The organism is Nocardia carnea NBRC 14403, assembly GCF_000308515.1.
GTDB classification, from domain to species: Bacteria; Actinomycetota; Actinomycetes; order Mycobacteriales; family Mycobacteriaceae; genus Nocardia; species Nocardia carnea.
In genome coordinates this window covers 26,352-41,196 of the sequence record NZ_BAFV01000113.1, presented here as the reverse complement: position 1 = coordinate 41,196, position 14,845 = coordinate 26,352, and the positions used below count along the sequence as shown (strand labels likewise).

At 68.9% G+C, this 14,845-nt stretch carries 10 protein-coding genes; 3 read left to right on the top strand and 7 right to left on the bottom strand.

The features are described from left to right. Positions 1-227: 227 nt before the first annotated feature. Positions 228-1,325, bottom strand: a complete 1,098-nt coding sequence (locus tag ON22_RS28325; protein ID WP_033242830.1) for a DNA glycosylase AlkZ-like family protein — start codon at positions 1,323-1,325, stop codon at positions 228-230. A gap of 84 nt (positions 1,326-1,409) precedes the next feature. Here ON22_RS28325 and ON22_RS28320 point away from each other — a divergent pair, with 84 nt between their 5' ends. After that, the gene (locus tag ON22_RS28320) at positions 1,410-6,062 is read left to right on the top strand and encodes a cation-translocating P-type ATPase (RefSeq protein ID WP_081595903.1); all 4,653 of its coding nucleotides are present in this window, start codon (positions 1,410-1,412) and stop codon (positions 6,060-6,062) included. 70 nt (positions 6,063-6,132) lie between these two features. On the opposite strand, the gene ON22_RS28315 is transcribed toward ON22_RS28320, so the two are convergent. The 4 genes from ON22_RS28315 to ON22_RS28300 form a co-directional block, all read right to left on the bottom strand. Continuing rightward, positions 6,133-6,987, bottom strand: coding sequence for an alpha/beta fold hydrolase (locus tag ON22_RS28315; RefSeq protein WP_033242829.1), 855 nt, complete (start codon positions 6,985-6,987; stop codon positions 6,133-6,135). 198 nt (positions 6,988-7,185) lie between these two features. Further along, on the bottom strand, positions 7,186-8,025 hold the full coding sequence (locus ON22_RS28310; RefSeq protein WP_033243089.1) for a DUF2382 domain-containing protein: 840 nt from the start codon (positions 8,023-8,025) through the stop codon (positions 7,186-7,188). A 591-nt stretch (positions 8,026-8,616) separates the two neighbouring features. Beyond that, entirely contained in the window at positions 8,617-9,357 is a 741-nt protein-coding gene (locus tag ON22_RS28305; RefSeq protein ID WP_033242828.1) for a hypothetical protein, read from the bottom strand. Positions 9,358-9,399: 42 nt separating this feature from the next. Continuing rightward, positions 9,400-10,545 (bottom strand): FAD-dependent oxidoreductase, encoded by a 1,146-nt coding sequence (locus ON22_RS28300; protein ID WP_033243088.1) that lies wholly within the window; start codon positions 10,543-10,545, stop codon positions 9,400-9,402. Positions 10,546-10,644: 99 nt separating this feature from the next. Here ON22_RS28300 and ON22_RS28295 point away from each other — a divergent pair, with 99 nt between their 5' ends. Further along, entirely contained in the window at positions 10,645-11,238 is a 594-nt protein-coding gene (locus ON22_RS28295) for a TetR/AcrR family transcriptional regulator (RefSeq protein WP_051158198.1), read from the top strand. Here the strand turns inward: ON22_RS28295 and ON22_RS28290 are convergent. Both ON22_RS28290 and ON22_RS28285 read right to left on the bottom strand, forming a co-directional pair. After that, positions 11,204-12,364 (bottom strand): alpha/beta fold hydrolase, encoded by a 1,161-nt coding sequence (locus ON22_RS28290; protein ID WP_033242827.1) that lies wholly within the window; start codon positions 12,362-12,364, stop codon positions 11,204-11,206. The genes ON22_RS28295 and ON22_RS28290 overlap by 35 nt on opposite strands. 64 nt (positions 12,365-12,428) lie before the next feature. Then, entirely contained in the window at positions 12,429-13,094 is a 666-nt protein-coding gene (locus ON22_RS28285) for a TetR/AcrR family transcriptional regulator (RefSeq protein WP_051158197.1), read from the bottom strand. A gap of 37 nt (positions 13,095-13,131) precedes the next feature. On the opposite strand from ON22_RS28285, the gene ON22_RS28280 reads away from it, so the two are divergent. Beyond that, a complete protein-coding gene (locus ON22_RS28280) occupies positions 13,132-14,622 on the top strand; it encodes a flavin-containing monooxygenase (protein ID WP_033242826.1) in 1,491 nt (496 codons plus the stop codon). Positions 14,623-14,845: the final 223 nt, after the last annotated feature.

The window sequence follows — 14,845 nt, the reverse complement described above, 5'->3', positions numbered from 1 at the left end:
GCAGCAGCAAGTAGCGGGCCCTGGCCGATGGGCGTCGACCGATTCGCGCGATCCAGGCCGGATGCTTTCGTGTGGCACAGCTCGGCACCCGCCAGGTCATCAATGCCTCCGCCGATATTCGCCCGCGAACAATGCCCCCTTGGACGCGGGAGAGGGCGTTCTGCGGACTCCTCACTCGGATCGCCGGTACCGGCGGGCGGCGTGATCGAGGGGATCGAGTGCAGGGCTCAGCGCGCGGTGGGGCTCTTTTCCCGGTCCGGGCGGAGGAAGTCCCGTAACCGGGATATCTCCGCGTCCAGGGCGGTCGCGAAGGCCTTGCTCCTGGGAACGCCATCGACGAAACCCACGTCGACCTCGCTGTTCGCACCCGCGCAGGTGGCCCAGCCGATCACTCGGTCGCGCCACAGCATCGGCATCGCGTAGTAACCGCGGACCCGCTTCGCTACGGGTGTGTAGGCCTCGAATCGGTAATCCCATCCCCAGATCGCGCCGAATCGTTTCCGGTCCCACACCAGCGGGTCGAACGGTGCCAGGAAACGGACCCGGGCCGGCGCCGGGCGGTCCGCGGGAACCAGATCGGCCGGCCACAGATAGCGCACGCCGTCGACGACGCGGGCGGCGAGTTCACCGGTCGCAAGTAGTTCACGGATCGTGGCCGAGCCGGTGGCGTCGCCGATCGGGCGTATGGTCCGGTTGACCGTTGCGGTGAGTGTCGATTCCGCGGCCGGTGCGAGGGTGCGGGCGATACGCAGCGCCAGCGCCCGGCGCCGCGCGGCCGGGTCCCACACCGGTTCCACGGCAGCCCGCGCCGCCTCGTAGCGACGGATACCGGAGACACGGTCGGCCACTCGCAGCAACCCGTAGCGGTGTAACTCCTCGAGTAACACCGTGGTCGCCGAGGAGGTGCCGCCCCAGGCGTTCACCACCCCGCGATGGCCGAAATGCTCTTGCAGTTCGCGCGGATGCACCACCCCGCGGTCCCGGACGAATTGCAGGACCTCGGCCGAGTGGGTGTCGTGCGGGTAGGCGCCGTTCGTCGCCCGCGGATGACGACGGGGGTGCAGGAGCGGACGCAGCCGGGGCACCGTGTAGCCGTAGGCGTACACGAAATCTTCGTCGATGCCGAGCTCGCGATAGCGGCGATCGAGATCCCCGGCCCGGTAACCGCGGACACGCTGGCGCAGGATCAGATCCTGGGCGCGCGCCGGTGACCGGATCGGATCGGCCTGGACGAACTCCATATCGGCAAGGGCGCCGGCGAGCGTACCGGGAGTACGGGGCAGGGACCAGGACACCGCGTTCGCGCGCAACCATGCCGAAGACATGCGGCGAGACTATCGACACCCTCCGACATCCCGGCGAGCCCGTCCGGCGCGTTTGCGGCGGCGTCTGCCGGGTAGCGCCCCGGTATGTCCCCCACTGTGCGCTCGCTGCTGTCTCCACGGTTGATCACCACACCTGTCGCCACGGTGACCGGGGCGATGCGTTCGGGTGCCCAGCGGGCAGTCGACACCGGGATGCAGGTGGTGGAAACCCCGGTGCGGACCGCGGAGAAGATGGCCACGACGGTGGCCTCCGGTATCGCGCCCCTGCTCCCCGGCCAGAACAGCGGGCTACGCGACGATCTGACCGCCCTGCTCGACCCACGGGACCGGCGCGCGCAACGCCGGATCGCGTTCTCCGACGATATGGCGACCATCGAGGTCCAGGGCTTGGACGACAGCCACCGGTCCGCGGTCACCGGGGCATTGGAACAGCATCTGGGCCGGTTGCGCGGGGTGAAGTGGTGGCGGGTCAACGCCGTGACCGGGCGGATCGTGACGGCGCTGTCCAGCGGCGCCGACCTCGACCGGCTGCTCGCGGAGATCGAAGAGGTCGAACGCGAATCCGAGGTCGCCGACGCGGGCTGGAGCCGCGCCGTGGAGTTCCCGGCAGACCGGGAACCGGTGATCGCAGCCGCGATCGAGGTGGCCGGCGATATCTGCGCGATCGCGATCTCCGCCGCCGGCACCGTACCGCCGCTGCGCGGGGTCATGCGCGGTGTGCGATCGGTGGCGGCGTTCACCGACGCCCAGCCCCGGTTGCGCCGGCACCTCGAGGAGCGGCTCGGCAGTACCCGCACCGATCTGCTGCTGGCGGTGGCCAATGCCGCGGGTTCGGCGCTCGGCGAGGGCGCGGCCGGCGGCGTGACCAATCTGGTGGCCGATACCGTCCAGCGCGGTTTCGCCCTCACCGAAGCCATGGCCCGGCATGCGCAGTGGCGCGAATGGGAGGCCGATATCGTCGACGCCGAGCATTTCCGGGTCGACAAACCGCTACCGCGGTTCACCCGCCCTGCCGATATGCCGCGCGGGCCGGTGGAGCGGGTCGCCGACGAAACCTCCGCCGCGGCACTCGCCGGCGCCACCGCCCTCGCCGGACTCGGCCGGGCGGGCGATATCGCCGACGCCCTCATCCTCGGCGCTCCGAAAGCGGCGCGGGCCGGGCGGGAGGTCTATTCGGCCACCGTATCCACGACCCTGTCCGCCGCCGGTGTCCTGACGCTGCACCCGGGCGCGTGGCGTCGCTTCGACAGGCTGACGGCGGTGGTCGTCGACGCCGAATCCCTGGCGACCACCCGGCGGGTGGTACTCGAGGCCGAGAGTTCGGATCCGGAGTGGCCGGACGCGCGGGTCTGGAGTACCGCGCAGCGGTTGCTGTGGGAACCGGAGGACGATACCGGCGCCGACGGCCATCCGCTGCGGCTCGTGCACCCGCATTCCGGAACACGCGATCGCGGCAGCACCAGCCGCCCCGTCGAACGGGAACTGCGCGACGGCGACAAGGCCGTCGGACGGGTACTGGTCGGCCGCGAATTGGATCCGCGCGCGCACGGGGTGCTCAACGCCGCCCGCCGCGCGGGGCTGCGCATCGTGCTGGCCGGCCACCGCGACGCCGCCGAATTACGCGGGCTCGCGGACGAATTCGTCTCCGCGCGCGGATCGCTGAGCGCGCATGTGGAACGCCTGCAGCAGGACGGTCACGCGGTGGCGGTGCTGAGTACCCGGGCGCACAAGGCCCTCGACCACGCCGATGTCGCGATCGGTCTCATCGGGTGCGAAGGCGGCGGTATCCATGTGCCGTGGTCGGCGGATCTGTTGTGCCGCAACCTGGAGCAGGTGCGGCGCACTCTGGCGGCGGTCGGGCCCGCGCGGCAGGTCAGCGAACGCGGTCGCACCCTGGCGCTGTCGGCGTGCAGCCTCACCGGGCTGATCCTGGCCGCCGCACCGGCCACCCGGTCCCGGACCGCACCGATGATCGCGGCGAATTTCGCGGGACTGTTCAACGGCGCGGTGACCGGGCTGCGGGCCGCCCGGCCGCATATCGTGGGCGCGCCCGCACCGCTGTTGCCCTGGCATGCGCTCGAACCGGACGAGGTGCTGTCCCGGTTGCCGGAGCCGACGGACCCGGCGCAGCGGCAGACCGGCGAACCTGCCGGCCGCGGTGCAATAACGAACGCGCTCGCGCCGGTCACCGGCTATCTCGGCCATATGCGGCGCGAACTGGCCGATCCGCTGACTCCGGTGCTCGGCGTGGGGGCGGTGGCGACCGCGATTCTCGGTGCGCCTTCCGATGCCGTACTGCTGTCTTCCGTGCTCGCCGTGAACGCCATGATCTCCGCCCGTCAGCGGCAGGCCGCGGAGAACGAATTGCAGGAACTCCTCGAAGGCGAGCGGTTGACCGGCCGGGTGATCGACCGGGCCGACATCGGCGCCGCGGAACCGGCGGGGCCCGAGGTGCCCGCCGACTGCCTGGAGATCGGGGACGTATTCGTCGTCCGTGCGGGCGAGGTGGTGCCCGCCGACGCGCGACTGCTGCGCACCGAGGACCTGGAGATGGACGAATCCGGGCTGACCGGGGAATCGGTGACGGTCCCCAAAGGCGTCGAGGCCACGCCGGGCGCCGCTGTCGGCGATCGCGCCTGCCTCGTTTTCGAAGGCACCACTGTGGTCAGCGGTTCCGCGGTGGCGGTGGTCGTCGCGGTCGGCGCCGATACCCAGGCCGGCCGTGCAACCGCCGGTGCAGTACCACCGGACAAGGGTGGTGTGCAGGCGCAGTTGCGCTCGCTCACCGATCGCGCGCTACCGCTGACACTGACCGGCGGCGCGATCGTGACCGCGCTCGGCGGCCTCCGCGGGCGCACCTTGCGCGCGGCGATCTCCGACGGTGTCGGGGTGGCAGTGGCTGCGGTACCCGAAGGGTTGCCCCTGGTGGCGACGGTGGCGCAGCTCGCGGCCGCGCGGCGGTTGTCCCGCTACGGGGTGCTGGTCCGCGCCAACCGCGCGGTGGAGGCCCTGGGCCGGGTCGACGAACTGTGCTTCGACAAAACCGGCACCCTCACCGAGGGCCGGTTGCGGCTCACCGCACTCGCCGATCTCGACGAGCAATGGCGGCCCGACAGCGATTCCGCCACGGCGCAGCGGTTGTTGCGGGCCGCCGCCCGGGCCTGCCCCGAACCCGACGACGGGCCGGTGCTGCATGCCACCGATCGAGCCGTCCTCGACGCCGCCGAAACACTCGGATCCGATGCGCACCGCTGGGACCCCCTCGACGAGATCCCGTTCGAATCCAACCGCGGATACGCCGCGGCCTTCGGTCAGACCGCGCACAAACTGCGGCTCATGGTCAAAGGCGCACCGGAGGTCGTCCTGCCGCGCTGCACGCGGGTGCGTACCGGTACGAAACCGGATCCGGCGCTGACCGACGAGCTGCGTGAACGCGCCGATGCCACGGTGCACGACCTCGCCGAACAGGGTCTGCGGGTCCTCGTGGTGGCCCGCCGCGACCTGCCGGAACATCCGCAGGATATGGAGAACGCCGTCGAGGAACTCACGCTGCTCGGGTTCCTGGGAATCGCCGATACACCGCGCCCGCAGACCCCGTATCTCGTTCGCGCGCTGCAGGACAACGGCGTAGGTGTCCGCATGATCACCGGCGACCACCCGGTCACCGCGGCCGCGGTCGCCCGGCAGCTCGGCATCACCGTGGGCACAGTCACCACGGGCGCCGACCTCGACGAACTCGACGACACCGAGCGGCGGGAACTGATCGAACGCAGCACCGTATTCGCCCGTATCGACCCGGAGCAGAAGGTCGGGATCGTCACGGCGCTGCGCCGTAGCGGCCATGTCGTGGGAATGACCGGTGACGGCAGCAACGATGCGGCCGCCATCCGCACCGCCGATATCGGGATCGGTATCGCCGCGCACGGATCGGCGGCCGCCCGCAATGCCGCCGATCTGGTACTCACCGAACCCGACCCGCGGGCCCTGCTGCACGCGCTGGTCGAGGGCCGCAGTATGTGGCAGCGGGTCGCCGATTCGGTCGCGGTGCTGGTCGGCGGCAACGCCGGCGAGATCGCGTTCACCCTGTTCGGGACCGCGGTCGGCGGCCGGGCACCGCTGGGCACCCGCCAGTTCCTACTGGTCAACCTGCTCACCGATATGTTCCCGGCCCTGGCGCTCGCCCTCGCCGGTGGCCAGGAAGGTGTCGAAACACAGGATGACCCGGACTGGGTGGAGGAGCGGGCACGTCAGCTCGCCGCCATCCCACCGGCCAGCCTCGGATCCGATCTCATCCGGACGATCGCCGTCCGCGGTGTCGCGACCGCGACCGGTGCGTCCGCCGCGTGGCTGGTCGGCCGCTATACCGGCACCCAGCGGCGCGCCGACACCATCGGGCTGGTCGCGCTGATCGGCACCCAGCTGGGCCAGACCCTGGTCGCCGGCTACCGCAGCCCACTGGTCTGGGTCACCACCGCCGCCAGCGGTGCGGTGCTGGGGATCGTCGTCATGACACCGGGGCTGGGGGCCTACTTCGGCTGTACCCCGCTCGGCCCGATCGGCTGGTCGGTCGCGACCACAGCGGCGGCAGGTGCCACCGCGGGCTCCACCCTGCTCCCACGGCTGCTTCCCGGCGTGGGAACGAGTCGCGCCGAGACCCCGGCTTTGCCCGGCGGCGAACAGGAATCGCTCACCGAGGCGGAGAACGCCGAACCCGCCGAGGTCGAGCAGGATGCGTAACCGGTATCGCCGCCCACCACAGGGCTGTGTCGTGCGATCCGCCGGTTCGAGATGCCTCTTGTCCGGATGGTTACAGGGCGAGCATGGCGGCAGCGACCCGCTCGGCCGAAGCGTCGCGCAAGGCGGTACCCATGTCATCGAGAACGAGTAGCTGCGCCCCGGGGATTTCGGCGGCGAGGGCCTCGCCGTTGCCGACCGGGAAGAACGGGTCGGCGCGGCCGTGCACCACGAGCGCAGGCATATCGAGCTCACCGAGCCGCTCCCGCCAGCGCGGGGCGCAGTCGATCCGGGAGAACACCATCCCGAGCTGGTTCGCCTGGTGTACCGCGGGATCGCTCGACGGTGTCCGGTCCCAGATCCGGGCCGCCGTCGCACGCGCCTGCTGCGGATCGTCGCCCATCGGCTCTGCACCCTCGGCGGCGAACGCCGCGACAGCGTCGCGGTCGGTCCAGTCCGGCTGTGGGCGGGAGAAGATCGCCCCCAAGACCGCAGGATCGTGATCGGGCAGGTCCTCGTCGACGGGGCCCGGGGCCACCGGCCGGGTGGCGACGAGGGTCAGTGCGGAGAACGTGTCCGGGTGGTCCAGCGCGGCGACCTGAGCGACCATCCCGCCGACGCCGAACCCGCCGAGGTGGGCGGTCCGGGCACCGAGTAGCTCGACCAGCGCGACCGTGTCGGCGACGAGATCCCGCAGGTCGTATGCCGGGTTCTCCGGGTCCAGGGTCGTCGATGCGCCGGAGTCGCGCAAGTCGTAGCGGACCACACGCCGCCCGGCCGAGGCGAGCTGCTCGCACAGCACATCGGGCCAGGACAACAGTGTTGTGCCACCGGCCAGCACGACCAGCGGATCGTCGTCGCGGCCGAAGCTCTCGACGCCGAGAGCGACACCGTTTGCCCGCACCGAGGTCTTCAACGGTCCTGCCATGCCTGCACTCCTGTCTGCCGGTTCATCCGGACGTAGGGACGGCAGCTGCACCGAAAAGTCATCGGTGCAGCCGATGGCGCGTTCGCACACCGGGACATCTGCTCTCCGCTACGACGGTCGACGAATACAGAGCAGGGCGGGGTTTTCGACGAAAAGGGATCCCGGGTCTGTCACCCGGGATCCCTCGGCGTGTGTGACTCAGCGACGGTCGTCGCGATCGGTTCCTTCGGTCTCGATCCGTTCCTTGCGGACGGTATCGGAGACGGTCTGTTCGTCCTCGACCTCGTCGACCGCGAGGCGGACCCGTTCGACCGGGACGGATTCCTTGTTCACGGTCACCCGCTCTTCGTGCAGTGTGACCTCGCGTTCTTCGTCACCGAGGTCCGCATTCACCGCATTGGGGTCGGTGATCGGTTCCCGTTCGACGTGCACCTCCTCGTGGCTGGTGGGCACGGTGACCGACTGTTCCTCGGTAACCACGTATTTACGCATCCGCGCCCGGCCGGACTCCTGCTGTTCGGTGCCGACGTCGAGGCGTTCCTCCGAGCGCACCATGGATTCCCGGTCCGCGGGCGATGCGGTGGTTCCGCCCATGCCCGCAGCGGTGCCCGTACCCGCAGCGGTGCCCATACCGGCGGCGGTACCCATACCGGCTGCTGTGCCCATACCGGTCGTCTCACCGCCGGGGCGCTCGGCGTGCCGCCCGTAGTCCTCCCAGCCGGCGTGACCGGGGTCGATCCCGTAGTGGACGAACAGTTCGTCCTCGGATTCGCGGCTGATCAGGCCGTCGTGTTCCAGATGCGGCGCGGATTTGACCGCTTCCTTGTGCACCCGGACCTGCAGTTCGCTGGTGTCCTGCCGCAGCTGGGCGCCGGCCAGCGGTACCAGTGAATCGTCCTTGAACAGTCCGGTGCTCACCGACGCCCAGGTCGGGGCGCCGGAAGAATTGTCGACGTAGACCCGCTTCACCTTGCCGATCTTGTCGCCGTCCAGATCGTAGACGGCGTCTCCGATCAGTTCTTCCACCTGTTGAGCCATGACTCCTCCTAGCTTCTCGTCCGATACGTGATCGGCGAACCGAGTCGCGTCACGCGGACCGGTCCCGGATCCGGGCGCTTCGGGGGTGGCTGTCCCCGGCCCGGGTGCCGGTCGCCGCCGCGATTCGGCGTGCTCGCCGCTCCCGGTGTTCGGTTCCGCATCGGGCGCGGCATCGGCTCTTTTCGGGTAACCGCCGGGCACTCAGTGCGGAGTGCCGATCGGCTACATCCCGGCAACTACCCGGGACGTTTCCGGGCAAACAGGGCCGCCGGAAAATTTTCCGGCTCCCGGCCGTAGCGGGCGGCGTTATGCGGAATCGGTAGACGAGATTCGAGGCAGTTCACAGCCCTGTGATCCGGCCGCGCCGTAGTATTACCGATGCCCACGAGCTTCCGGCACGGTAGAAAGCGCCGTGAGATCCACATCCGCGGGATGCCCTGGCGATCTCCGGGCAATCCATATAACCGCCATCACGCCCCTCGGGGAACATTCGCTCCGGATCGGCGTCCGAGCGCAGGCCCACAACAGCGATCGATCCGCACCGCCCACGGCTGATCCCGGCTGGAACAAGTGGGTGCACGGCGGGGCTGCTCAGTGCAGTCGCCGGTAGATGATCGGCTGAGCGGCGATACCGTTCGCGGCGAAATTCGCGAGGACGAAGGAGCGGAATGTCGGCCGCAGCAGTAGTCCGGGCAGGAAGGTGCGCAGCGCCGGCCACGATGCGTGGTTGATCAACGTGTAGCCGGCGGGCTCACCCGGTAGCGGGCGCATGGGTGCCGAATTCGGCAGCGCCGTCTTCCGCTGGAACCAGCCGGCGGTGTACTCCCAGATATCGTGCACCGTCCGGGGATCGTCGCCGTAGAAATAGTTGAACAGAAACCAGTGGTCGGGGCCGTGGTCGACATCGGCGATCCGGGCAGGACCGCTCGCCGCGACGAGATGGGTGCGGCGGGCCGACTCTTGCAGCAGGCCGACCGGCTCGAGCCAGTCCGGATCGGTGCGGATGGCAGCGAGGCCGGCCACCGATTCCGACCTGACGAGCACGACGATATCGAAGCGGGCGGGTGGCACACCGGCGTCCCGAAGGATCTGCGCGCCTTCCCCCGGAGGGCGTAGTGCGGCACGGAAGGCCGTCACCTCGAGTACATCGTGCCGGGCGGCCAGCCGCTCGAGCGGCCGGCCGATCCGTGCCAGGATCCGGCGGCGTGCCGACGAAGGTCGCGGTAGGGGCCCGGCCCAGTCACCGATCTCGGCGGCGAGCAGCAGGAACCCATTACCGGTGGGATCTGCGAGGCGGGCTTTGATTGCCTGGTGTTCGTTGACGACGCGCATGGCAGGCTCCTCGGGATGAATGGTTCGGGTTCGGGTTCCGGTTCAGCGGCGATCGAGCCCGGACAACCGGTAGGCGAGCCGGCGCCGGACGATCGGCGCGGCTCCGGCGATACGCAGCCCGATATTGCGTATCGGGCGAGCGGCGGCCGGCATCGTGGCGGCATCGGTGAGCCGCCCCGCGGTCGACATCACCGCGCGGGCGGTGGTGCGCCGCGCGGCTGCATGCCCGTCGAGCAGCGTCGCGGCCTCTCCCTGCAGCACCCGGGACAGCATCCGGCCGGTGGTCACGGCGTCTTCGATACCGAGGTTCATTCCCTGGCCACCGGCCGGCGAATGGACATGGGCGGCGTCACCGGCAAGCAGGATCCGGCCGCGCCGATAACTGTCGGCGAGGCGGTGGTGGACGCGGAAGCGCGAACCCCACACCACCTCCGTGACCACCGCCGGAACGGCGCGCGGGCCACGGTCGTCCAGCAGCCGCTGCACGAACCCGGTATCCGGATCGTGTGGTGCGTCGTCGGCGACAGCGACCACCCGGTACATATCGCCGGGTAGCGGCGCCACCACTGCCAGGCCCGCCGGGGAGAAGTAGAGGATCACCTCGTCGCGTGGGATACCTCCGGTCAAGCGGATATCGGCCAGGACGAACGATTCCGCGTAACTACCGCCGGTGAATCCGATCTCCGCCTGCTTGCGCACGGTGCTGTGCATCCCGTCCGCGCCGATCAGATAGCGGGCCGATACCGATTCGCCGCCGGACAACGTCGCGGTGACCGAATTGTCGTCCTGGACGATGGCCGTCACGGTGGCCGGGCGGTCCACGACGACTCCGAGTTCGGTCGCTCGGGCCAGCAGGAATCTTTCCGTATCGGCCTGCGAGATCATCAGCGTGTAGGGGTAGGGGGTGGGCAGGCCCGCGAACGGTACCGATACCAGAGCCCGGTCCCGGTCGCGAATAGTGAAGCGCGGGATCGGCACTCCGCGGTCGACCAGTGCCGGGACGACGCCGTAGGGCTCGAGGATTTCGAGGGTGCGCGAATGTACGACGGCGGCGCGGGAGGTGTTCGCACCGGCGGCCTGATCGTCGACGACCCGAACCCGGTACCCGTGCTGGGTGAGAACTATCGCGGCGGTGAGGCCGACCGGCCCGGCGCCCACGACGATCACGTCGATTTGGGGTGTGGTCATGCCTCTCACCTGCACTTCCATGAAGTCAACAACTGTTGGCATCAACGATAGAGCCGCCCGGGAAGTAATGTCAACATTTGTTGGCCTACACTCGTTGACATGAAGCGATCGGCAGCGGAAACGAAAGAGACGATCCTCGCGGCGGCGCGTGAGCGTTTCGCCGCCGACGGGTACGAACGCGCCACCATCCGCGCGATAGCCGCGGACGCTTCGATCGATCCGGCCATGGTCATGCGCTACTTCGGCAACAAGGAGCGACTCTTCGCCGCGGCCGTCGAATTCGATCTGGAGCTACCGGACCTGTCGGCCGTCTCGCGCGAACATATGGGTACCGCACTCGTCGCGCACTTCCTCGAACGCTGGGAACGGGACGAGGCCCTGCTCATCCTGCTGCGGGCGGGTGTCACCAACGAGGCCGTCGCCGAACGGATGCGCGCGATCTTCGCCGGCCAGCTCGGCCCCGTGATCACGGCAGCGGACAACGATCAACACGAGGCCCCGGTCCGCGCCGGCCTGGCCGCCACGCAGATCCTCGGCATGGCCCTGTGCCGGTTCGTCCTGCGCTTTCCGCCGCTGGTCACCATGTCCCGGGACGAGGTGATCGCGTGGCTCGGTCCGACAGTTCAGCGCTACCTCACCGGTACCGCGGAGTCGGAGGTCACCGCGGTGGCGCCGCCGAACTCGCGGCGGTGATCTGCGCCCGGTACCGCTCCACGAAGGGCAGTACCTGCTGGCCGATCACCTTGTTGTATTGGTCCGGATGCTGCCGTGGATCGGCGTGCTCGGTGCCACGCGGCTTCACCACCAGCAGATTGCCGTCCACACCGCCGACCTTGCCGATCAGCACCTGATGGGTGTGGGCGACGTCGACGACGCGGTCGCGGGTGGCATCGTGTGGCCGGAGGAAGACGATGGCCGGGCGTGGTTTACCGCGCGCCGCACCGGACAGTTGCCGGAGGTCGTCGGTGGCACCGCCGGCCACGATGGCCAGGAACTGGGATTCGATGAGCCCATTGCTGGCGGCATCGGCGTTGAAGATCTTGTCCCGCAACACCTGTTCGACCGCCGCGCCCAACTGGTCGAGCCGGATACCCGGGACGCCCGTGTAGTCGAGGAACCGTTCGCGCCGGGCATAGGTCTCCACCACGATCCGCAGGCCGCGGCTTTCCCGGGCACCGGGCAGCCAGCCCATCCACCGGACCATATCCTCACCGAGGCCCCGGCTTTCGGGGCGTACGGCATCGAGGTCCAGGGGTGTGCAATCCAGCAGTACCGCCAGTAGCCGCCGGTCGCTGCCGGTGTGGATATGCCGCGCGACCTCCAGCGCGATCACTCCCCCCATACTGTGCCCCGCCAGCACGATATTGCGCACCCCCGACATGACGGCCGCGCGAACGACCAGTTCGGCGATCACCTCGGTATCGATACCGTGATTGTCGTAGCGGATCGCCCAGACCGCCCCCATCTCGCGCAGCGCGGGCAATGCGGCGGCGGTATCGCTGGCGTTGAGCCCACCCAGCCCGACGAAATCGATCACCGCGGTATCCCGCAGATCCGGGTCGGCCGGTCCGGCGACCGGTAGCAGCGCGGGTTCGGTACGGGCCAGGCGCTGCCGTTCCGGGGCCACATCGTGCTCCCAGTACTGCGCGAAGGCAACCAGCGCGATCGTCAGTAGTACGGCAACCCGAAGCAACGCCTGTCTGGTGCGCGACAATGCCTTCCACCGGTAACTCGGGCGCGTTTCGCGCAACCGGGTCCGGCGGCGTTCATCGCTCCAGTCCGCGACGGTGGACGGATGCCATTCGTCCATCGGCGACATGGACTCCACTGTATGCGTCCATCGGATCCCCGCACGGTGCGCCGACCGGCCGTACCGGCGCCGGTCACCCCTTGGCGACCCCGTCGATCAGCAGCCGGCGGATGGCCTCGTTCAACTCCGCGATGGCCCGTTCGTCCGGGTCGCGCAGGCCGTGGACCACTCCGGCGAGCAGCATGCCGGTGACCGCGCGGGCGGTATTGCGGGTATCCAGATCGGCACGCAGATAGCCCAGCTCCACCCCGTGATCGAGGTATCCGGCCGTGAGCGCGTCGGCGGTATCGAGCAGGCCGTACAGGCGCCGGGTCAGCTCGTCATCGATCCCGGGCGCGTGGAAAAGCAGCAACTGCGCCACCCGGCGATCGGCGAGCAGGATGCCGGTGAGCGCGTCACCGATCCGTTCGATCTGCTGCCGGTATTCGCCCAGCGTGCTCGCCGCGTCGGGGGCGTTCTCGGTGCCGAGCGCTTCGACGATACGGGCGGCCAGATCGTCGATCACATGGTCGATGATGTCGCGTTTGTTGCTGAAGTAGCGGTAGAAGGTGCCGTGCCCGATACCGAGGTCGGCGGCGATATCGGCGATACCGGTGGCGTGGTAGCCCTTCTCCGCGAAGCAGACGAAGGCGGTATCGATGATGTCGCGCCGCAGTTCCGCCTTGCGGCGTTCGGCCCGCGTCTGTGGCTTCGTCACGTCCCTGATGATACGGTCATCACAAACGGAATGATGTGTCATTCCGTGATGTGTGGTTCAGTTCGCTGGGAGGTTCGACGTGGCACCTCGGTACGACGCCGTCGTGATCGGTGCGGGATTCGGTGGTATGGGGGCGGGGATCGAACTCGACCGTCTCGGCCTCGGCAATTTCGTGATACTCGAACGCGAAGCCGATCTGGGCGGTACCTGGTTCGTCAACCACTACCCCGGTCTCGCCGTCGATATCGCCTCGGTGACCTACTCGTACTCCTTCGAACCCAACCCGTTCTGGTCGCGGCTGTTCGCCCCCGGTGCCGAACTGAAGAAATACGCGGACCACGTCGCGGACAAGTACCGGCTCCGGGAACGGATGCGCTTCGGCACCGCGGTCGAGAGCGCCCACTGGGACGCCGCAGAACAGCACTGGGCGGTCACCGTGGCCGGTGGAGAAACGCTCACCGCCCGCTATCTGCTGACCGCGACCGGTTTCCTCTCGCAGCCCTACACCCCGCCCTTCCCGGGTATCGACACCTTCGCCGGCAAGATCATCCACACCACCGCCTGGGACGATTCCTACGATCTCACCGATCGGCGGGTCGCGATCATCGGCACCGGCGCCACGAGTGTGCAACTGGTGCCCGAGATCGCCGCCCGCGCCCGTGAACTCACCGTTTTCCAGCGCACTCCCATCTGGGTGGTGCCCAAGATCGATACAGCGATCCCCGGCACGGTTCAGCGGCTCTTCGCGAGGATTCCCGCGACGCAGAAGGCGGCCCGGATGGTCAATACGACCATGCTGGAGGCCTTGATGGTGGTCGGCGTCCTGCACTACAAACAGGCGCGGCCGCTGAACAAGGCCGCCGCGCTGCTGGCCAAGGCACATCTACGCGCCCAGGTCCGCGACGAACGGGTCCGCGAGCAACTGACACCCCACTACGATTTCGGGTGTAAACGGCCGACGTTCTCCAACCACTATTTCGCCACATTCAACAAACCCCACGTCCGGTTGGAAACGAATCCGATCGAACGGGTGGAGGCCGACGGTATCGTCACCGCCGACGGCGGCCGGACCACCATCGACACCCTGGTCCTGGCCACCGGGTTCAATCTGTGGGACGCCAACTTCCCGGCCTTCGAGATCATCGGCCGCGACGGGGTGGACCTCGGAAAATTCTGGCGCGAAAACCGTTTCCAGGCCTACGAGGGCATCACGGTGCCGAAATTCCCGAACTTCCTGAGCCTGAACAGCCCGTACTCCTACAGCGGACTGTCGTATTTCACGACCATCGAAGCGCAGATGAAACATATGGGCCGGCTCTTCGGCGAGTTGCGGCGCCGCGGCGAAACGACCTTCGAGGTCACCGAACGCGCCAACACCGACTTCCTGGAACGGGTGACCGGGAAACTCGATTCCTCGGTGTTCTACGGCGGCGATTGCGCCACCGCCCGCAGCTACTACTTCAATCAGCACGGCGAAGCGGCGCTCCTGCGCCCCACCAGTACCGTGAACGCCCACCGCGAGGCGGTGCGGTTCCCGCTGGACGACTACGCCTACGGCGCTACCGCCTGATCACCCACACAGGGCTGCGCCGCCGGGCACACGGCGGATGTGCGGGCCCGGCGTAGATGAGAGGCGGCCGGGCCGCCCCGGCGGTTCGCCCCGCGATTCACCAGCGGCGACCCACCGACCGGCACCCGATCGTACGGCGGGGCAGCGGTCCGTACTGATCTTGGGACCGATGGAGAAGAGCCGCCCGGTTCCTTGTGACCTCACGCAGAATCGGGCGTATACG

Bases quoted from the DNA above. Each gene is read 5' to 3' on its own strand.
- ON22_RS28315 (WP_033242829.1), bottom strand. From the start codon at position 6,987: ATGGCAGGACCGTTGAAGACCTCGGTGCGGGCAAACGGTGTCGCTCTC.
- ON22_RS28285 (WP_051158197.1), bottom strand. From the start codon at position 13,094: ATGACACATCATTCCGTTTGTGATGACCGTATCATCAGGGACGTGACG.
- ON22_RS28290 (WP_033242827.1), bottom strand. From the start codon at position 12,364: ATGTCGCCGATGGACGAATGGCATCCGTCCACCGTCGCGGACTGGAGC.
- ON22_RS28320 (WP_081595903.1), top strand. From the start codon at position 1,410: ATGTCCCCCACTGTGCGCTCGCTGCTGTCTCCACGGTTGATCACCACA.
- ON22_RS28310 (WP_033243089.1), bottom strand. From the start codon at position 8,025: ATGGCTCAACAGGTGGAAGAACTGATCGGAGACGCCGTCTACGATCTG.
- ON22_RS28305 (WP_033242828.1), bottom strand. From the start codon at position 9,357: ATGCGCGTCGTCAACGAACACCAGGCAATCAAAGCCCGCCTCGCAGAT.
- ON22_RS28300 (WP_033243088.1), bottom strand. From the start codon at position 10,545: ATGACCACACCCCAAATCGACGTGATCGTCGTGGGCGCCGGGCCGGTC.
- ON22_RS28295 (WP_051158198.1), top strand. From the start codon at position 10,645: ATGAAGCGATCGGCAGCGGAAACGAAAGAGACGATCCTCGCGGCGGCG.
- ON22_RS28325 (WP_033242830.1), bottom strand. From the start codon at position 1,325: ATGTCTTCGGCATGGTTGCGCGCGAACGCGGTGTCCTGGTCCCTGCCC.